Raw genomic sequence first — 16663 nt, forward strand, 5'->3', positions numbered from 1 at the left:
ATCTATGGATAGTCGGCGAGCGTCAAATGCCCGCTAACGCCCTATCCTGTCGGAAAGCAGCAAGGCAATATCAAAAATGCAAGGAAATGTTCGTCAGCGCAGCGGCTGCCGCGCTTCGAGCGCATGAACACGAAGCCGGTCGCGCAGCCCGGAGATCTCGGAGCGCAACACCTCCATCTCGTCGACCGGTGCGGGAACGGGCGGAAGTACCGGCGGCGGCGAGGCCTGCGGCCGGGATAGCGGCATTTCCGCATGCGCGGCAGCAGCGATGGGCCGGCGCAGGCGCAGCAGGAAAGCCGCGGCAAGACCGACCGCCAGACCCATGGCAGCGCCGGCCAGCAAGCGGCCAATCCAGCCATCCCTCGCCGACACCGCTGTTGCCAGCGCCGGCTTCATCAGCGTGATATGACCGTCGGCAGCCGTTGCCGCCGATGCGGAATCCGCATCTTCCAGGCGCGAACGCGCGGCATTGGCCTTCTCGCCGAGTTCGGTCAGCCGGGAAAGATCGACGCCGGTATCCCGGCTCTGGGCGATCAGCGTGTTGCGGCGGTCATTCAGGCCCTTGCGCGCATCGACGGCGGCCTTGGCGGCGACATTGGCGGTCTGGGCAAGACGGGTCAGTTCCTTGCCCATATTCTCCTTCAGACCATCGGTTTCAGCCTGCTGCTGCAGGAGGCGCGGATGGCGCGGGCCAAGCTCGGCAGAAAGCTGGGCAAGCGCGGTTCTGGCGACGGCATATTTGTCGCGCCAGTCCTGCAGCACCGGCGAGAGCATATCGGAGGGCAATGAACCGTCGAGCACCTCGGGAAGTTTCGCCGCCTTGAGCCGGTCGGCCTGCGCCTTGGCGGAAAGGATGTTCTGGTCGGCCTGTTTCAGATCGGCATCGAGCCGGTCGATCTGGCGGCGAAGGTCGATCGCCACCTTGACGTTGCCCTCGCCGCTCTTGGCCGTGAAGGCGGCAAGCTCCGCCTTCGCCTCGTCATAGGCCTTGCGCAAAGCGGTGTCGGTTTCGCCGTTGCCGCCGGGTCGGTCTGCTGCGGAAACCGTTTCGGCAAGCCTTGCAGCGATGCGCATGGATTTGCCGCCATCGCCTGTTGTCACCCTCAGGAGGATCGTGCCGGCGGCGGCATCGGGCAGGATCTCGACCGCATGCTTCAGTGTCGCCTCGGCGCGCGAGGCCGGATCGGCAGCCGCACCGGTCGCCGAGAGGAGATCGAGCGCAACGCCAAGCGCATTGGCGCCGGGGCCGGCAAATTCGGGATCGCGATCGAGTTTCAGGGCGGCGACCGTCGAAGCAACCATGCGCGCCGTCAGCAGCCCCTTTGCCGCGGCCTGGGTAAAGGCAGCGCGGCTTGCAGCATCTGTCTTCACCGCAAGCGTCGCTTCGGCACGGTAGAGGGTTGGCGACGCCGGCATCAGCGCCGGCAGGCCCGCTCCGACGACTGTCGGGACGGCGATCGTCATTGCAAGACCAATGCCGCTCAGACGACGGCGCGGCCTGGCCGGCCGAGGCGCTGCGGGTTCTTCACGGATAACGGCCAGCAGTTCGGGTGAGCGCACCGGCTCGCCGGCCGGAGCAGCCAGTTCCTCGTGGCGCGCCGGCTCCTCAGAAAGCAGATGGCCGACATCATTGGCGGCCCGGAGGCGGTTGCCGAGGATGGTTTCGATGCGGTCGACCAGCGGTGCTGCGTGCGCCGCCATGGCACGCTGCTCTTCCAGCGCGCGGCCGATGGCGCGCAGCAGTTCGGCCTCGGGCGGCGCGATACCGGCCCGCTTCGATCGGGGCGATCGATACGAATCGTCATGGGCACGCGGCTCAGCGGCTGCGCGATCGTGAAAACTGCTTCTGGCCCTGATATCGTACATTTGCGCCACATCTCATGCACATGATGGCCGGCTTCGTTCATCCGCACGGAGGCCGATGATTAAACCAATCTAAATATTCATGGCAAAGAAATGGTTAACCGCAGCGTGTAAAAAACTGGGGTCAGCTAAAGCGCTTCGCGTCTTTCAGATTCGCTTCCTGCGCTTTAGCTCTTGGTTTTTAGGCAAAACCGCGGCCCTTTGGCGCGACGCGCTCTAGCTCGCTTTCTTATGCTCCGACCGCGGCTGCAGCGCGGTGCCGTGCTCTTCCGGGTAGCTGAGGATCCTTTCGCGCCGGCGGAAGCGGTAGCGCAGGACATGGAAGAGGAAGACCGGGATGCCGATGACGTAACGGCGCCAGAGGCGCGTCGGCTCCTGCAGCAGGCGATAGGCCCATTCCAGGCGCATCATCCTCACCGTCCTCGGCGCACGCGGGACGGCGCCGGAAACGAAGTCGAAGAGAGCGCCCACCGTCAGCACCAGGCGCGCATGATCGGCGCGGATATTGTCGTGGACCCATTTCTCCTGCAGCGGCGTTCCCATGCCGACGATCAGGATATCGACTTTCTGGCGCTCCAGCTCCTCGGTGACGACGGAGGAATCGACCTTATCGAAATAACCGTCGGAAATGACGACGAATTCATGCCAGGGCGTATGCCTGTGGAAATTTTCCGCCGCCGCCTCGACGACCGAGCGCGTGCCGCCGATCAGACCGATGCGGCGCGGGGCCTCCATGAAGGTGAGGAAGGCCGGCACGAAATCGGTGCCGTTCAGATTGGCGGGAAATGGCGCGCCATGGGCGATCTGCGATGCGATGTTGAGACCGATGCCGTCCGGCAGCACCAGATTATGCGACATGATCCGGTAATATTCGTCGTCGCGCAGCGCCGTCAGCATGTTGTGGGCGTTGACGAAGCAAACCACGGTCTGGCCGACGGGAATGGAGGCCAGCTCGTTGATGAAAACGAGGGCGTCGTCCCAGCCGAGATCGCAGACCGGCAGATCGAAAATCGTCCGCCGCGATGCGAGCACCGCGAAGTTTGCAATCAGATTCATTCCTACCTCCTGCCGAGGGTGCTGCATGCGCCCGACATCCCGGAAAACAAGCCCATATTTCCGCACCGGAGGTCTCGAAAGAACCGGTCGCGTGACGCCGGGACGGCGTCACCCCGATCCCGGAAGGCGGCGCAAGCCAAGCTGTGAGACCTGATATAACAGGATGGTTTCAAACAACCCTTAGGAAAATTCCTTGAATTTCAATGCTCGCATAAGTGGTTTATTAACCATGGGCGCCAACGAAAAAAGGCGCCCTGTGGCGCCGTTTGTCGTCGATGATCGGATGTCGCCTAATGCGCAGGAGGCGCCGGCGTTTCGCCGGCCGGTGCGGTCTCGACGATCTTGACGGGTGTGCCCACCTTCTTCGGCTGGCCGGCGGAGCTTTCCTTGACATCTTCCTTGGAGAGATAGTCGAGCTGCTCCAGCATCACTTCGGCGACGTATTCGCCACCCAGGCGCTCGTTCATGCCCTTCTTGATCTCTTCGCGGAAGGCCTTCGGATCGAAGGATTTGATGTGGGCGATATCGACCATCTTGTTGCCGACGAGCAGGCTGAAAAGCTCATCCGTCGTCATCTCGGACAGCGGCAGCGTCACGCCCTTCAGCATCTCCTTGTTCATCATGAACGAAACGCGGCCGAGGAAGTAGCCGGTGACTGCGCCGTTGCCGATGATCGGTACCGTGATCGTTTCGCCCTTCACCAGTTCGAGCGCGCTCTGCTTGGAATCGGTTGCCGCAGGCGCCGGCGCGGTCGCCAGGTACACCGAGAAATAGACCGATGCCAAGGTGATGGCGCAAACCCAGACACCGGTGAGGACGAGCTTGATCATCAGTTTCCACGCATGGCGAATTGTTCCTGGGAATAGGTGCCGTCGGCATCGGCATCCTGAACGGCGTTCTTCAGGAGGTCGGCGACGGCACGCACCGCTTCGAGATGCGCCTCGACGCGGCGGGCATTGAGAACCAGCTTCTTCTTCAAGCCATGCAGCTGATCGAGATGGGCAGCGGCAAGCTCGGCCGGATCGGTATCGCGGAAAAGCATCGACAGCTCGTAGAGGCAGCGGCTCTTATGCGCATTGGAGACCTTGAGATCGAATTGCGGATCGCTGCCGATCCGGGTGTTCTCATTGTCGATTATCATTTCGAGGCGTCCGAGAACGGATTTGATCCTGTATTCGTTCGAAACTATTTCCATTGTACCCTCGGTTATGCGTCGCTTAGAGCATGGCGCCGAAAAGTGTGCGCGGTTTTCGGACGACACCATGCTCTGACTTTAATTGAGAACAGGATTCAGATTTCAGGCCAACGGGCCTAAAATCATCCTGTTCGATCGGTCTTGGCTTCGGCGGTCGGTGTGCCAAAGGTCTTACGCTGGAAGTCGTCGATCATGCTGATCGCGGTGTTGCGGTCATCGTTGTCGGTCGAGGCATTGACGATCTTGCCTTCCTGCCGGCGCAGTTGTTCGCTGTACATCTGCTTGGCGATGCCGATGCCGTCACCCTTGGCCATGGTGTTGCCGAGCTGCTCGGCCATCATGCCTTTCCAGATATCGCCGGTCGCGCCCTTGCCGTAGACGTCTTCGCTTTCGCTCGGCAACATGGACTTGACGAAATTCTGCAGAACCATGGCCTCGAACTTCCGGTAGCTTTCCGGAACTTCCTCGGCCTTGGTGCGGTTCTGGATGTCGGCGAGGCCGCTCTTCTGGCCGATATGATCGAGAACATCGACCGTATTGGAGAAGCCCTTGCCGTTTTCGGCGAGGCTCGTTGCGGCAAAGGCCGCACGATTTGCCTTCAATTTTTCCTGGGCCGCCTGAACCTCCATGGGGTCGGCAGCTTTGACAACGTCCAGGACCAGATCACTGGGGGGCGAAATAGCCACGTTAGAATCCTCTGAATTAAGATCGTAACGACTATGGTTTTTGAAGCTTGCTGGAGGCTGGCGTTGCGAATTGCTGATCGATGACATCGTAGACGGCATTGTCGTCGGCCTCGCGGCGCTCGGCCTCGAGGGCTTCCTTCATGCCCTCTTCGAAACGATCGCCCTTGGCGCGCTCGCGCGCCAGCCGCATCTCGTGGACCTCCTGCATGCCGGTCAGTTGCTTGTCCTTGATGGTGAGCCTGCCGAATCGATCGGCGTAGCTCTGCGAGAAGGCGTGGTGGACCGGGTCCATCGAGCCGAGCGCGAGGATGACGTCGTCCATCGCCGCATTGACCTCGACGCGCTGGCGGCTGGTTTCGGCCAGGTCGTTCTCGGCTACCCGTTCGATATGCCGCTGCACCGAGAGCAGTCGCTTGAGTTTCTGGGAGCGCGTCTTTTCGGTCATCGCCTCATCGCCCGATATAAATCGAGCCGAAGGACTGGCCGAACTGGCTGACCATCGCCGCAATCGAGAAATAGATCAGGAAGAGGCCGCCCATCAGCAGATAAGGTGTGGAGATGAAGTAAACCGGGATCTGCGGCGCCAGCTTGTTGATGAAGCCGATCGACACGTTGAAGATCATGCCATAGATCAAAAACGGGCTCGACAGCCGCAGCATGATGTAGGTGGTCTGCTCCAGCGTGTCGGTGAAGGAGATCAGCGTCGCGCGCATCTGCATCAGGCCGCCGAATGGCATGGTCGTGTAGGAATCGATCAGCGCGCGGAAGACGATGTGATGGAAATCCATGATGAAGAGAATCATGATGCCGGCAAAGGTGACAAAGGCCGAAAGGCTGTTCTCCGACGTGTCCTCGATGATGTCGGTGGAGCCCGGCTGGGTATAGCCGACCATCATGGCCATGATCGAGGCGGCGAACTGCATGCCGAGCGTATAGATCCTCGCCAGCATGCCATACATCACACCGATCAGCGATTCGCTGAATATCAGGCCGATATAGGTTGCAGAACCGGTGTGAACGGCGGGATAGACAGTATCCCAAAGCAGCGGCATGACGGCGATAGACAGCGCGCCGGCAATGAAGACGCGCAGCTGTTCGGGCACGCGCGCCGAGGAGAAACCCGGAAGAGCCAGCACACAGCCACCGATCCGGCAGAAAACCAGAAACAGCGCCAGAACGGTCCCTTGCGGGTCTGTTATCATGAAATAGAGCCCAAAATCTTTATCTCGATGCCCTTGGCCAGTTCGACATGCGACAGGACAGGCAACGTGGCGAACAGCCGTTCGATGATCATGCGCACATAGGAGCGTGTTTCCGGCGATGTGACAAGGGCGAATGGCAGGCCGCGATCCATGAACTCACGGATAACTTTGGTGGCCTGCTCGCTGAACTCTTCAAGGCTGCGCGGATCGATGTCGAATTCGATCACCTCGCCCTTGGCGTCGCGCTTCAGCGCCTGGTGGAAGGCCAGATCCCACTTGCTGCCCAGCCTGAGCACGCGCAGCACGCCATTGTCGGCAAGATCGCCGCAAAGCTGCTGGGCCATGCGGATGCGGACGTGCTCGACGATCTGCTCGGTCTTCCTGACATGCGGGGCAAGCTCGGCCACCGCTTCGAGAATGAGGTGCAGGTTGCGGATCGAGACGCGTTCGGCAAGCAGGAGCTTGAGCACCGCCTGCAGGCCCGAATAGGACATGTGCGACGAGCAGATCTCGTCGGCGAGCTTCTTGTATTCAGGGTCGAGCCGATCGATCAGCACCTTGACGTCCTTGTAGGACAGAAGCTGCGGCAGGTTGTTGCGAATGACCTCGCTCATATGGGTGAGCACGACCGAGACGTTGTCGATCGGCTGGAAGCCCTCGCGTTTCAGATCGTCGGCGAAGTTTTCGAGGATCGAGACGGCCGGCATGCCGAAAGCGGGTTCGCGGATTTCGTCGCCGGGAATGCTCGGCCGGCGGCCGGCGCCGGTGACGACGAGAACTTCGCCGACGCGCAAGAGATTGGAGGCGACCGTCGTGCCGTGGATGCGGATCTGGTAAGACTTCTCGGCGATGGCGATATCGTCCGTGACCTTGATCTCGGGCACGACGAAACCGTATTGCGTGGCGAACTTCTTGCGCATCTTGCCGACGCGGAAGGCGAGCTCCTGGTGGGCGCCGAGCAGGCGCGTCGAGACCATCTTGCCGAGTGCGAGCTCGATCTCGGAGGTGCGCAGCACCGACTTGACCGAATCCTTTTCCAGCTCCTTGCTCTGGACGACCTTCTTTTCCTCCTGCTCGCGGCGAAGCTTGTTTTCCGCCTCGACCTGCCGCGGAATGAACCAGGCGCCGAAGGCAAGAAGACTGCCGAGGATCACGAAGGGGACAAACGGCAGGCCGGGCATCAAGGCCAGGACGAACATCAGCACGGCCGAGACCGAGAGCGCGCGGGGATAGCCGCTCAACTGGTTGACAACAGCCTGGTCGGTGGAGCCGGTGGTGCCGCCGCGCGAGACGAGAAGGCCGGCGGCGAGCGAGACGATGAGCGCCGGCATCTGCGAGACGAGGCCGTCACCGACGGAGAGCTTGACGAAGACGTCGGCCGCTTCGCCGATCGGCATGCCGTGGCGGAAATAACCGATGATGATGCCGCCGAAGACGTTGATGGCGGTGATGATGAGGCCGGCGACGGCATCGCCGCGCACGAACTTCGAGGCACCGTCCATCGCACCGAAGAAGGAGCTTTCCTCCTCGAGTTCCCTGCGCCGACGCTGGGCTTCCTTTTCGTCGATGATGCCAGCCGAAAGATCGGCGTCGATCGACATCTGCTTGCCGGGGATCGCGTCCAGGGTGAAACGCGCGCCGACTTCGGCGATACGCGTGGCACCCTTGGTGATGACGATGAAGTTGATGGTGATGAGGATGAGGAAGACGATCAGACCGATGACGAAGTCGCCAGACATGACCAGGCTTGCGAAACCGGCGATGACGCCGCCGGCCGCGTCGTGGCCTTCATTGCCGTGGGACAGGATGACGCGCGTCGTGGCGATGTTCAGCGCCAGCCGGGTCATCGTCGCGATCAGCAGAATGGTCGGGAAGGACGAGAAATCGAGCGGCTTCTGAATCCACAGCGCGACCATCAGGATCAGAACCGAGAAGGCGATCGAGAAGGCCAGGCCCATATCGATCAGGAATGGCGGGATCGGCAGGAAGAGAATGCAGATGATGCCGACGATGCCGAGGGCAAAACCGACATCGCGCAGGCTCGGGGCGACTTTTGGAATGGGGAGTGCAGGTGGTTGCGCCATGACGATTCCGTCTCTTCATGAGAGGAGGCGGATATGAGTCCGCCCAATTCGAATCGAGACATAAATGGCGAAGCTTGCGCGAAGGTGGCTCAGAAACCAGACTGGATGCGCGAGAAGACCAGATTGGTGAAAATCGAGATCTGCGAGCCGACGAAAGGCGCGGTTACGCCGACCGTGATCAGCACCGCGACGATCTTCGGCACGAAGGTCAGCGTCGCTTCCTGCACCTGGGTCAGCGCCTGGATCAGGGCGATCACGAGACCCACCACCATCGCGGCGATGACCGCGGGACCGGCGGCAATCAGCACGGTCCAGATCGCGGCCTGGAACAGATCCAATGCATCAGCTTCATTCATCCGAAGGCAACCTCATATCGCCTTGAAGCGGCCCCGCCTTGGCCGGACCGCGCTTGGTTGGCGTCAAACAGGCGCGTTGGCGCCGTTCGCATCAGGAGCTGCTGCTCGGCGCCTCGTCGGCAACAGTGATTCCCGTCTGCACGAGTATCTTATCGCCATCTTCGGTCGTCGCAATGATACCATCGGAATAAACCTTGACGGAATCGATGATGCCTTTGACAGTGCCGTCGGCGCTTTCCATGTATTTGCCGACGTAGCTGCTGGCCTGGGTGAGGCTCGAGCTTGCCAGAAGCGTGTCCAGCTTGGTGTTGGTCTGGATCGTCTGCTCGACCTGCGAGAAGGTTGCCAGCTGCGCCACCTGCTCGCTGGCATCCATCGGATCGGTCGGATCCTGGTTCTTCATCTGCGCGATGAGCAGCTGCAGGAAGTTGTCGTAGTTCAGTGTCGCCGACTTCGAGCTCGAACTCGTCGAGGAGGTCGTCGAGGTCGTTGAGGTCGCGCTTGTTGTTGCATCTACCGCCATGGTGCAATCTCCCTGCGAATCTGCTCGACCATCGTTGGCGGCATTTCGTGGTTGTTGAGGATGCTGTCTTCGATCGCGTAGAGGCCGCGGATCGCCTTCAATGCATCGAAGGCACGGCCGGTCGACACCAGCGCGTCGATGCGCTTCAGTTCGGCGAGGATTTCCTCGTTCTTGAAGCAGGTGAGCAGCATGGTGATCGACTTGCGGAACATCGCCGTCGAGTGGTCCTTGCCCTCGGGATTGATGAGGATCATCTGCGCGATGAAATAGAGCTGACGCAGGGGCGTGGTGGCGCCTTCCGGCTGCAGGACGTGGTTTTCGAGAAGGAACGTCACATCATTCAGGAATTCCAGCGCGACCTTGCGGTCGACGCGCAGGACAGCGCCGTTGATGAAGATTCTTTCTCCGGCTTTCAGAGAAATGCGAAGTGTACTTTTCATTTAAGTCCATCCCTGATGATGGTGGTAACGTCGATGATGCCCTGGTAGTTATTAGACTGACGTTTTCTGATCCTGTCGCATTCCTTCAATATCCAGATCGCAATCGAGATGAGGTTGGCCCTGAGCTCGATCTCCAGCTGGTTGTCGGGATGTTTCAGATCTTCGATGAAGCTGATCCACACCCGGCGCGTATAAAACAGGGCTTCAATGGCTTCCCGGCCGTATTTTTCCTTTTCGCGCGCCTGCGAAAGCAGATCTATGGACCGGTCAAGAACCTGCCATTCCCGCTCTTTCGCGTCGGCCACCGAGTCCTGCATGACTTCGGCATATGAGAACTGATACATTCATGCATCCTTCTTTGCGCGCCTTTGATCATCAAAGGTAGTTTACGAGACTCAACTGCTGGATCTTCGAGACGATCGTGTAAGCGGTTTCAAGCTGCGTTTCCAAAGTCTTGACGAGCGTCGAGGCCTCGTAGGGATCGACGCCCTGCAGATCGACGAGCTTGTTCTTGATGATGTTCGACTGGGCGTCGAGGGCGTCGTTGGATTTCTTGACGCGCTCCTGGGAAAGGCCGAGCTGGCTTGCCTGGGTCACGAGGCCACTGGTCGCCTTCGTCGTATAGCTGATCGCCTGCTTGGACACCGTGCTCATTGCGTCGCTGCTGAGGCCCTGGTCGAGGAGCGCCGAGGTCATCACCGAGGCGAGCGCGAAGTAGCGCATGCCTTCGGAATTGGCGTTGGTCGAGGATTCGATCACTTCCGAGTTGCTGATACGGCTCGTCATGTTCTGGCTCGACGCTTGCGACCAGCCGGTCGTCGCATCGGTCCAGTTCGCTTCGCTGAACATCGGCTCGACCGTCGACGTTATGAAGGTCTCCATTTCAGCGCCGGTCAAATCGCTGACCGCCTTGCCGAGACCGGTCGCATAAGTGTTCAGTTCCGTGACGATGGCGGCGCTCGTCGTTGCGGTCATATCGGTCAGCGGCTGCACATCGGTATTGATGCCGGAGAACAGATATTCGCCGTTCACCATGGTGTTGGCGGTGTCCATCATCGTGGAGAGCGCACTGGTCGCCGACTGGATGGCGACGGTGATGCTGCCGGGATCGTGGCTGCCCTGGAGTGCTGTCAGCTTCGAAACCAGGCCGTCGCCGACGTCCTTCATCTTGGAAAGGCCGAGCTGCGAGGATTCCATGCGCGCGGCGACAAGCGAATTGCTTGATTTGATCGAGGCTATCCTGTCGGTCTCGCGGGTGAAGTCCACGCTCCTGGCGGCGTTGCCGCCGAGAGAGACACCGATATCCGCATAGACACCCGTCGTCGCTTCCATCGTTGCCTTGGTCATCTGGTTCTGCCCCTGACGGATCGTCAGGCGCATCGCGTTCTGAATGGCTGAACTTGAAATAAATGAGCTCTTCATGGCTTAACTCGCAATATCCAGCAATGACTTCAACATTTCGTCAACGGCGTTCAGGATCTTCGTCGCCGCCTTGTAGGACTGCTCTATGTCGAGGAGCAGCGTCAGTTCCTCGTCGAGGTTGACGCCCGTCTCGTTGGAATAGGCTTCGTCGGAGCGTGAAAGCGCCGCCGAGGTATTTTCCGCCGCTGTCGTGGCGTTGCTGCGATACTGCTCGAGCCAGCCGAGGGAATTCGTGGCGTATTCCATGATGCTGACGTTCGAATCGATGCCCGTCGTGGCGTCGAAGCCGACGGTCGTTCCCGTTGCCGGGTCGAAATCCATATCGGAGCCCAACGCCGTATAGAGGCGATCGAGTTCATCCGTATAGCCGCTTTCGCCTGACGTGTTCACAACGACGCCGGTGGCATTGATGCCGCCATCGCGCAGGCGCATCGGGTCGCCGCCCTGTGAGGTGATCACACGGGTGCTGACGGCGATGGTCGAGGCCATGCCGTCAACAGCGGTGGAGCCGTCCTCGACCGTGCCGCCGCTCCAGGTGAAGAGGCCGGGCACGTAGGCCGGGGTGCCTGACGAGTTGTCCTCCTTGAAGATCGAGACCAGGCCGCGGGCGATTTCGTCGAGCTGCTTCTGGAAGTTGGGGGCGATCTCGTCGCGGACCTGCAGGAGCGACTGAAGGCTTCCCATCCCCGTCGTGGTCGATCCGCTGCCGAGCGGCAGCGCGACACCGTCGATATAGACGGAATTGCCGACGGTGGTGGCGGTATAGATGTCCTGAGACTTGACGGTCACGGTGCGCGGAACCGTCTCGAAGAGGATCGTCCCGTCGGGCGTGCTCAGCACCATGTCGTTGTTGTCGCGCGTCGTCGCGCTGACGCCGACGATCTTCGAAATCTGCTTGAGAGCCTTCTCGCGTTCATCGAGAGCGCCGGAAGCATCGGCACCCGAGGCCGTGGCGGTCTTCACCGCATTATTGGCCTCCTCGAACTGGCTCAGCAGCGTATTCAGCGTTTCAACGTCGGTGGCAATCTGCTTGTCGGCGGTGGCGCGGACATCCTGAACGGATTGCGAGGCGTTGTTCAGCGAGTTGGCGACATCCTGGGCGGCGGTGATGGCGCCCTGGGCGGCGACGGTGCTGCCCGGCGTCGTGCGGAAAGCCTGCAGCTTCTGCTGGAAAACACCGAGATAGGTGGATGGCGACGTTTCGTAATCGTTGCCACCCATGATCGACTTGAGGTCCTCGAGACCGCCGAGCAATGCCTGCTGGGCGCTGTCCTGAGAAGACGACTTCAGGTACTGGCGCAGCAGGGCATCTTCCTGCGCCCGATCAATCTTGACGACCTGGGCGCCGTTCAAGGACGTGGTGAGCATTGCCTGCCGGCGCACGTAATCTTTGTTGCCCGCATTCGAGATATTGTTCGATACGACACTGCTCTGCGTGCCGGTATTGTTGAATATGCTCTGCGCGGTATTCAGTGCTGACGTGAGCGACATGGCTTAGCCGTTACCCTGATTATCTCTTGAGGTTGACGAGGACGTCCATGATGTCGGACCCCGTCTGGAACACCTTGGAATTGGCGGTATAGCTGCGTTGCGACTCGATCATTTCGGTCAGCTCGCCGGCGAGGTCGACGTTCGAACCTTCGAGAGCGCCTGATTTGATCGTGCCGAGGCCGTTGGTCTGCGGGAAGCCGGTGACGGTGACGCCCGACTGGCCGTTGGCGCTGTAGACGTTGCCGCTCATCAGCGTCAGCTTGTCGGGACTCGCCACATTGGCCAGCGGAATGCGGTAGAGCGGCTTGGTGCTGCCATCCTCGTATTTGGCGTAGACGATGCCGTCGCCGTCGATCGTGACGTCCTTGACCGGGCTGGCGGCCTGGCCGTTCGGTGTGCCGGTGCCGGCAAACTCGGAGGCGAGCTGGGTGAAGCCCGTGAGATCCATGTCGATGTCCAGACCAGTCACCGGATCAGTGATTGTGAAGGTGCCGGTCGAGTTGGTGATCGCGCCAGTGGAGTCGAAGTCGAGCGTGGTCGAACCCACAGTGCCGCCGGCGGTGCTGTAGGGGAAGGAGGTCGTGCTGCCCGTCGTCGCATCGGCGTTGCGGAAGACCGCAACCTCCCAGGTGCTGGCGGTACCGGTAGACGGCGGCGGCGTCGTGGCCGAGGTCTTGGTGAAGTAGAAGTCGTACATCACCTTGTTGCCGAGAGTGTCATAGGCAACCATCGAGAACTTCTTGGTGTCAGTCGTTGTGGTGGTACCGTTGGCGCTCGGAAGATTCGCCGCGGTCGACTCGACGGTGGCGTTGGAATTGAGGTTGCCCGTGAAGACGCCTGAGGTCGAGGCGATGGCAGTCAGCCCTTCCTGGTTGACGTTGACCGGAACGAGGCCGTCGAAACCGTTGACGACGACGGCGGGAGAGCCGGAGTCGTAGGAATAGCCCATCAGCTGGAAGCCGGCGGAATTGACGAGGTTGCCTTCGTCGTCCTTGGTGAAATCGCCAGCGCGGGTCAGGACCGGCGTGCCGTCCGCACCCTGGACGATGAAGAAGCCGTCGCCCGAAATCGCGAGGTCGGTGCCCGAGGTGGTGTAGGAAATATCGCCCTGGTCGGAAACGGCCTGGCGCACGGAGGTCTGAACGCCGCCGGAATTGTAATTGCCGCCCGAGGAAGGCAGAACCAGCGACGAGAAGCTCGTCGACACGGCCTTGTAACCGCTGGTGTTAACGTTGGCGATGTTGTCGGCGACGGTGCTGAGGCGGTTCGCCTGCGCGTTCATCCCCGATACTGCCGTCTTCATGCTGCCGAAAATGCTCATCTGAAAACCTCGTTTTACCTGTTAAACTCGAGAGTATTTGTCGGGCCTTGCGTGAAGCTGTCTGTCATGCGCGCGGCGAGGCCGAATATCGAGGTTCAGCCGGGCGCCGCCACCCGGCCGGCAAAATCAGGCCCAATCGATGCAGTAGCCAAGGAAACGCTTGGAATCGACCGGATCGACGCCGAGCTTCTTGCGCAGCTTCTTGCGCAGCTTCGAGATGTGACTTTCGACGACGTTCTCCTCGACCTCTTCATCGAAGATGCCGTAGATGGCGTTGAAGATCTGGGTCTTGGTGACCCGGCGACCGCGATTGGCGATCAAATATTCGAGGATACGGCGCTCGCGCCGGGGAAGCGCAAAGACCTCGCCGTTGATCTCGGGGTCGCGGCCATCCGAGAAGACGCGGATCCCACCGATCTCGGTGTAGTTGGCGATCGCCTTCAGCCGGCGCCGGATCGCAGCCGCTCTTGCGAGGATTTCGCGGGGATGCACCGGTTTGCGCACCACGTCGTCGACGCCGCAATCGAAAAGCGCAAGGGTGTTTTCGAGCGAGGGCTGGTCGCTGACCGCAATCACCGGCGCCATCGACCGATCCCGGATCGCCCGGGGCAGTTCGTGGTTGCGCTGGCCCTGCCCGATCAGGAAAGCCTCGACTGCCGCTATATCGGAATCGGCAGCGGTCTGTACCCACTCGCCGAACTCCGTTGGATCAAAGCCGGTGGAGGGAATGCCCTCACGGCCGAACAGAGATGTGTATCCATCTTTCACGAGCTCACGCTCATCAACCACTACGATCATTCGTCCGCCTCCGAATCAGTGTGGCACTTCGATGATCTATGGGTACGAATCGCACGAATCGGCGACAACTCGTTAAAGTTAATGGCAGAAATTAATAATTGATTAAGATCTTGGGTCCGATTTGATCTATATCTAGTGGGTATGATTGAATATGCACACCAAAATTTCGTGGAAAAGTTAACGCCCGGTTAATTATGGCTTGCACATGGGTTTCGTGCCGGATTCCCGCCATATTGTGACACAGTTTCGTCACAATATGCCTCTTCCATTTTTGGTTGCATTAATTTCGGCAAAAGTTACTCGCATTGGGAGTCCACTTGCCGTAGCCGGTGGCAACCAGATTGGCGATGACGCGACAGACATATTGCTTCTGCGCCGGATCGTTGTTGGGTCCAGCATGGTATCTGGCTACCGCCATCGTCCATGTCTCGTGCCGATCATGAAGGTTGCGGAGGAATTTTGCCGCGTACTCTACGTTGCGGTGTGGGTCGAACATATCCTCGGCGGAGCCGAAATTTTCACCGTGATAATAGTGGTTGATCTGCATGCAGCCGATGTCGATGAGCTTCGCGCCGCTGCTGCGGGCGACGTCGAATTGCCGCATCGCATCCTGTTCCGAGGGCGGAAAGATCGCCTTGCCTTCGACGTTCATGGCATAGGGATAGAGCGAGCCCTTGCGGCCGGTCTCCGTCAGACCGACTGAATAGAGGATGCCTTCGGGGATACCATATTTGGCAGCGGCCGACTGGATCTCGCGTTCGCAGGCGCCGGTGGAGGCTGATGCCTCAGAGGTAAACGCCGCCAGTGCCGCTGCTGCCGCCAGTACGAGCGTCTTCAATATCAGTCTCGCCTGCGCCATTGAAGCCTCCATCCGTCCGTGCCGTCTGATTGTGACGCTCGCGCGCCTCGCCACCCTGCCCCTGCTGGGGGAGCGACTGCTGCTGGGAGGCCTGGCTGCCCGCCTGGTTGCCGGTATCGGCACGCTCGACCGGCGCCATGCTGATGGTGACGTTGTCGACGGCGTAGCCCTGGCTGCGCAGAGCTTCGAGAATCTTGCCGTGATCTTCCTTCATCTGACGATAGGCCGCCCCCGTTTCGACCTTGAGGTCGACGTTCAGGGCGTCGCCGGACAGGCGCATGGTCGCCGTCACCAGGCCGAGATCGAGCGGGTTCATCTGGATCTTCAGCGTATTGACCACCTTGCCGGTGCTCGTCCATTCCGCCGCGTTGGAGAGCGCCGAGCTCGGTTCCATGGCGCGCGCCCATTCGGAATCGCCGGAGAGAGCAGCGGTCACGGCGGCGGAATTCGAATTCTGCATCAGGCCGATATAGCGGCGCGATTCAAGCACCGAAACATTTTCGACATCGGCCTTCTTCGCGCCATCCTTCGCCCCGGCCTGATCAGTGCCGATGTGGACATCCATCGATACGCCGCGGCCATCGGCACGACTGATCCTGAATGTCCTGCCATCTGCTGCTTCGGCACTCTCCGTTCCGGGAAGCTTGACGTCATCGGCCTTGCCGCTCTCGACGTTGCTGCTGACGGCCGCCAGAGCATCGGATGCATGGCCGCCCGCCTTGGCGTCGACCCCATCGAGTTTCTTGTCGGTCGATCCTGCCTCACCCGCCTTGGCGGACGGATGGTGGGCGGCTGTTGCCGCCGGCAAGGCGACGGCGCCGTCGGCAGGTTCCTGCTTCAGCAGGCCGAGGACGTCGGAAATGCCGCCGTCATCCTCGTCGCTGTCCTGGTCCGTATCGGTTTCCAATGCGTCGGCCTTGGCGTGCTTGCCACTCTTGGCCGTCTGCACCACCTCGTCTGCGGGACTGTCTTTCGGATCGAGCGTGCCGAAGGCGAGATCGGCCGGCATTTTGACCCCGGCCTTTGCGGGCTTTGCCGCAACCTTTTCAACATTGGCGATCGTTTCCGGCGGCACCTCCGCCTGCGCCTTCAAAGCAGCGTCACTGAGATCGACCAACGGCTTTGCGCTGCTGCGGCCGCGGATCGTCCGCGCCACTTTCTCCGCGGCGCCATCGGCAGCCGTCCCTTGATCCGGTTGCGCATCGTCGGCGTCGTCATTGACGGCATTGCTGCCTGCCTTGGCAAGCACGTCAAAGAAGCCGTTCTTCTGGCCGGCGGCATCATCTTTTCCGGCCGGCCGCGCGGATTTCGCAACCGCAGCCGACTCCGCACCGGAGGCTCCGCCCGAGACGCTGATATCCATCATA

The 16663-nt window shown here is 60.6% G+C and carries 18 protein-coding genes; all 18 read right to left on the reverse strand.

Going from position 1 to position 16663, the window contains the following annotated elements; genetic code table 11:
• Positions 1-93 precede the first annotated feature (93 nt).
• The 18 genes from ACMUVN_RS28230 to ACMUVN_RS28315 all read right to left on the reverse strand — a co-directional run bounded on the left by ACMUVN_RS28230 (position 94) and on the right by ACMUVN_RS28315 (position 16662).
• Entirely contained in the window at positions 94-1866 is a 1773-nt protein-coding gene (locus tag ACMUVN_RS28230) for a succinoglycan biosynthesis protein exop (protein ID WP_414815780.1), read from the reverse strand.
• 213 nt (positions 1867-2079) lie between these two features.
• Positions 2080-2919 carry a WecB/TagA/CpsF family glycosyltransferase gene (locus tag ACMUVN_RS28235; RefSeq protein WP_414815781.1) on the reverse strand — a complete coding sequence of 280 codons (840 nt, stop codon included), beginning with the start codon at positions 2917-2919 and terminating at the stop codon, positions 2080-2082.
• Between the two features lie 290 nt (positions 2920-3209).
• Positions 3210-3749: a membrane protein gene (locus ACMUVN_RS28240; RefSeq protein ID WP_047613623.1), complete on the reverse strand. Its 540-nt coding sequence runs from the start codon at positions 3747-3749 to the stop codon at positions 3210-3212.
• The gene (locus ACMUVN_RS28245) at positions 3749-4114 is read right to left on the reverse strand and encodes a hypothetical protein (protein ID WP_047613621.1); all 366 of its coding nucleotides are present in this window, start codon (positions 4112-4114) and stop codon (positions 3749-3751) included. Before ACMUVN_RS28245 ends, ACMUVN_RS28240 begins: the two co-directional genes overlap by 1 nt.
• 122 nt (positions 4115-4236) lie before the next feature.
• On the reverse strand, positions 4237-4800 hold the full coding sequence (locus ACMUVN_RS28250) for a rod-binding protein (protein WP_047613620.1): 564 nt from the start codon (positions 4798-4800) through the stop codon (positions 4237-4239).
• 31 nt (positions 4801-4831) lie between these two features.
• Positions 4832-5245, reverse strand: a complete 414-nt coding sequence (locus ACMUVN_RS28255; protein ID WP_047613619.1) for a hypothetical protein — start codon at positions 5243-5245, stop codon at positions 4832-4834.
• Positions 5246-5249: 4 nt separating this feature from the next.
• A complete protein-coding gene (gene fliR / locus ACMUVN_RS28260; RefSeq protein WP_047613616.1) occupies positions 5250-6002 on the reverse strand; it encodes a flagellar biosynthetic protein FliR in 753 nt (250 codons plus the stop codon).
• Positions 5999-8086, reverse strand: a complete 2088-nt coding sequence (flhA, locus tag ACMUVN_RS28265) for a flagellar biosynthesis protein FlhA (RefSeq protein ID WP_047613614.1) — start codon at positions 8084-8086, stop codon at positions 5999-6001. Before flhA ends, fliR begins: the two co-directional genes overlap by 4 nt.
• Before the next feature lie 89 nt (positions 8087-8175).
• Positions 8176-8442: a flagellar biosynthesis protein FliQ gene (gene fliQ, locus ACMUVN_RS28270; protein ID WP_009992823.1), complete on the reverse strand. Its 267-nt coding sequence runs from the start codon at positions 8440-8442 to the stop codon at positions 8176-8178.
• Positions 8443-8533: 91 nt separating this feature from the next.
• Positions 8534-8965, reverse strand: a complete 432-nt coding sequence (gene flgD / locus ACMUVN_RS28275) for a flagellar hook assembly protein FlgD (protein WP_047613610.1) — start codon at positions 8963-8965, stop codon at positions 8534-8536.
• Entirely contained in the window at positions 8956-9405 is a 450-nt protein-coding gene (gene flbT / locus ACMUVN_RS28280) for a flagellar biosynthesis repressor FlbT (RefSeq protein ID WP_029868218.1), read from the reverse strand. Before flbT ends, flgD begins: the two co-directional genes overlap by 10 nt.
• Positions 9402-9749, reverse strand: a complete 348-nt coding sequence (gene flaF, locus ACMUVN_RS28285; RefSeq protein WP_029868219.1) for a flagellar biosynthesis regulator FlaF — start codon at positions 9747-9749, stop codon at positions 9402-9404. The genes flbT and flaF overlap by 4 nt, the downstream gene beginning before the upstream one ends.
• 31 nt (positions 9750-9780) lie before the next feature.
• Positions 9781-10827, reverse strand: a complete 1047-nt coding sequence (locus ACMUVN_RS28290; RefSeq protein ID WP_029868220.1) for a flagellar hook-associated family protein — start codon at positions 10825-10827, stop codon at positions 9781-9783.
• Between the two features lie 3 nt (positions 10828-10830).
• Positions 10831-12318 carry a flagellar hook-associated protein FlgK gene (flgK, locus tag ACMUVN_RS28295; protein WP_047613609.1) on the reverse strand — a complete coding sequence of 496 codons (1488 nt, stop codon included), beginning with the start codon at positions 12316-12318 and terminating at the stop codon, positions 10831-10833.
• A 19-nt stretch (positions 12319-12337) separates the two neighbouring features.
• Positions 12338-13639, reverse strand: coding sequence for a flagellar hook protein FlgE (locus ACMUVN_RS28300; protein ID WP_132575723.1), 1302 nt, complete (start codon positions 13637-13639; stop codon positions 12338-12340).
• Between the two features lie 126 nt (positions 13640-13765).
• Entirely contained in the window at positions 13766-14437 is a 672-nt protein-coding gene (rem, locus tag ACMUVN_RS28305; protein WP_029868223.1) for a transcriptional activator Rem, read from the reverse strand.
• A 280-nt stretch (positions 14438-14717) separates the two neighbouring features.
• A complete protein-coding gene (locus ACMUVN_RS28310) occupies positions 14718-15275 on the reverse strand; it encodes a lytic transglycosylase domain-containing protein (RefSeq protein ID WP_029868224.1) in 558 nt (185 codons plus the stop codon).
• The gene (locus ACMUVN_RS28315) at positions 15223-16662 is read right to left on the reverse strand and encodes a flagellar hook-length control protein FliK (protein WP_063476335.1); all 1440 of its coding nucleotides are present in this window, start codon (positions 16660-16662) and stop codon (positions 15223-15225) included. The genes ACMUVN_RS28310 and ACMUVN_RS28315 overlap by 53 nt, the downstream gene beginning before the upstream one ends.
• Between the last annotated feature and the right edge of the window lies 1 nt (position 16663).

The sequence above is a fragment of the Rhizobium sp. IY2 genome, from assembly GCF_047532935.1.
Lineage (GTDB): Bacteria > Pseudomonadota > Alphaproteobacteria > Rhizobiales > Rhizobiaceae > Rhizobium > Rhizobium anhuiense.

What these genes read in the sequence shown, in the direction of transcription:
- ACMUVN_RS28230 (WP_414815780.1), bottom strand. Translation starts at nt 1,866, where the DNA reads ATGTACGATATCAGGGCCAGAAGCAGTTTTCACGATCGCGCAGCCGCT.
- ACMUVN_RS28235 (WP_414815781.1), bottom strand. Translation starts at nt 2,919, where the DNA reads ATGAATCTGATTGCAAACTTCGCGGTGCTCGCATCGCGGCGGACGATT.
- ACMUVN_RS28240 (WP_047613623.1), bottom strand. Translation starts at nt 3,749, where the DNA reads ATGATCAAGCTCGTCCTCACCGGTGTCTGGGTTTGCGCCATCACCTTG.
- ACMUVN_RS28245 (WP_047613621.1), bottom strand. Translation starts at nt 4,114, where the DNA reads ATGGAAATAGTTTCGAACGAATACAGGATCAAATCCGTTCTCGGACGC.
- ACMUVN_RS28255 (WP_047613619.1), bottom strand. Translation starts at nt 5,245, where the DNA reads ATGACCGAAAAGACGCGCTCCCAGAAACTCAAGCGACTGCTCTCGGTG.
- fliR (WP_047613616.1), bottom strand. Translation starts at nt 6,002, where the DNA reads ATGATAACAGACCCGCAAGGGACCGTTCTGGCGCTGTTTCTGGTTTTC.
- flhA (WP_047613614.1), bottom strand. Translation starts at nt 8,086, where the DNA reads ATGGCGCAACCACCTGCACTCCCCATTCCAAAAGTCGCCCCGAGCCTG.
- fliQ (WP_009992823.1), bottom strand. Translation starts at nt 8,442, where the DNA reads ATGAATGAAGCTGATGCATTGGATCTGTTCCAGGCCGCGATCTGGACC.
- flgD (WP_047613610.1), bottom strand. Translation starts at nt 8,965, where the DNA reads ATGGCGGTAGATGCAACAACAAGCGCGACCTCAACGACCTCGACGACC.
- flbT (WP_029868218.1), bottom strand. Translation starts at nt 9,405, where the DNA reads ATGAAAAGTACACTTCGCATTTCTCTGAAAGCCGGAGAAAGAATCTTC.
- flaF (WP_029868219.1), bottom strand. Translation starts at nt 9,749, where the DNA reads ATGTATCAGTTCTCATATGCCGAAGTCATGCAGGACTCGGTGGCCGAC.
- ACMUVN_RS28290 (WP_029868220.1), bottom strand. Translation starts at nt 10,827, where the DNA reads ATGAAGAGCTCATTTATTTCAAGTTCAGCCATTCAGAACGCGATGCGC.
- flgK (WP_047613609.1), bottom strand. Translation starts at nt 12,318, where the DNA reads ATGTCGCTCACGTCAGCACTGAATACCGCGCAGAGCATATTCAACAAT.
- ACMUVN_RS28300 (WP_132575723.1), bottom strand. Translation starts at nt 13,639, where the DNA reads ATGAGCATTTTCGGCAGCATGAAGACGGCAGTATCGGGGATGAACGCG.
- rem (WP_029868223.1), bottom strand. Translation starts at nt 14,437, where the DNA reads ATGATCGTAGTGGTTGATGAGCGTGAGCTCGTGAAAGATGGATACACA.
- ACMUVN_RS28315 (WP_063476335.1), bottom strand. Translation starts at nt 16,662, where the DNA reads ATGATGGATATCAGCGTCTCGGGCGGAGCCTCCGGTGCGGAGTCGGCT.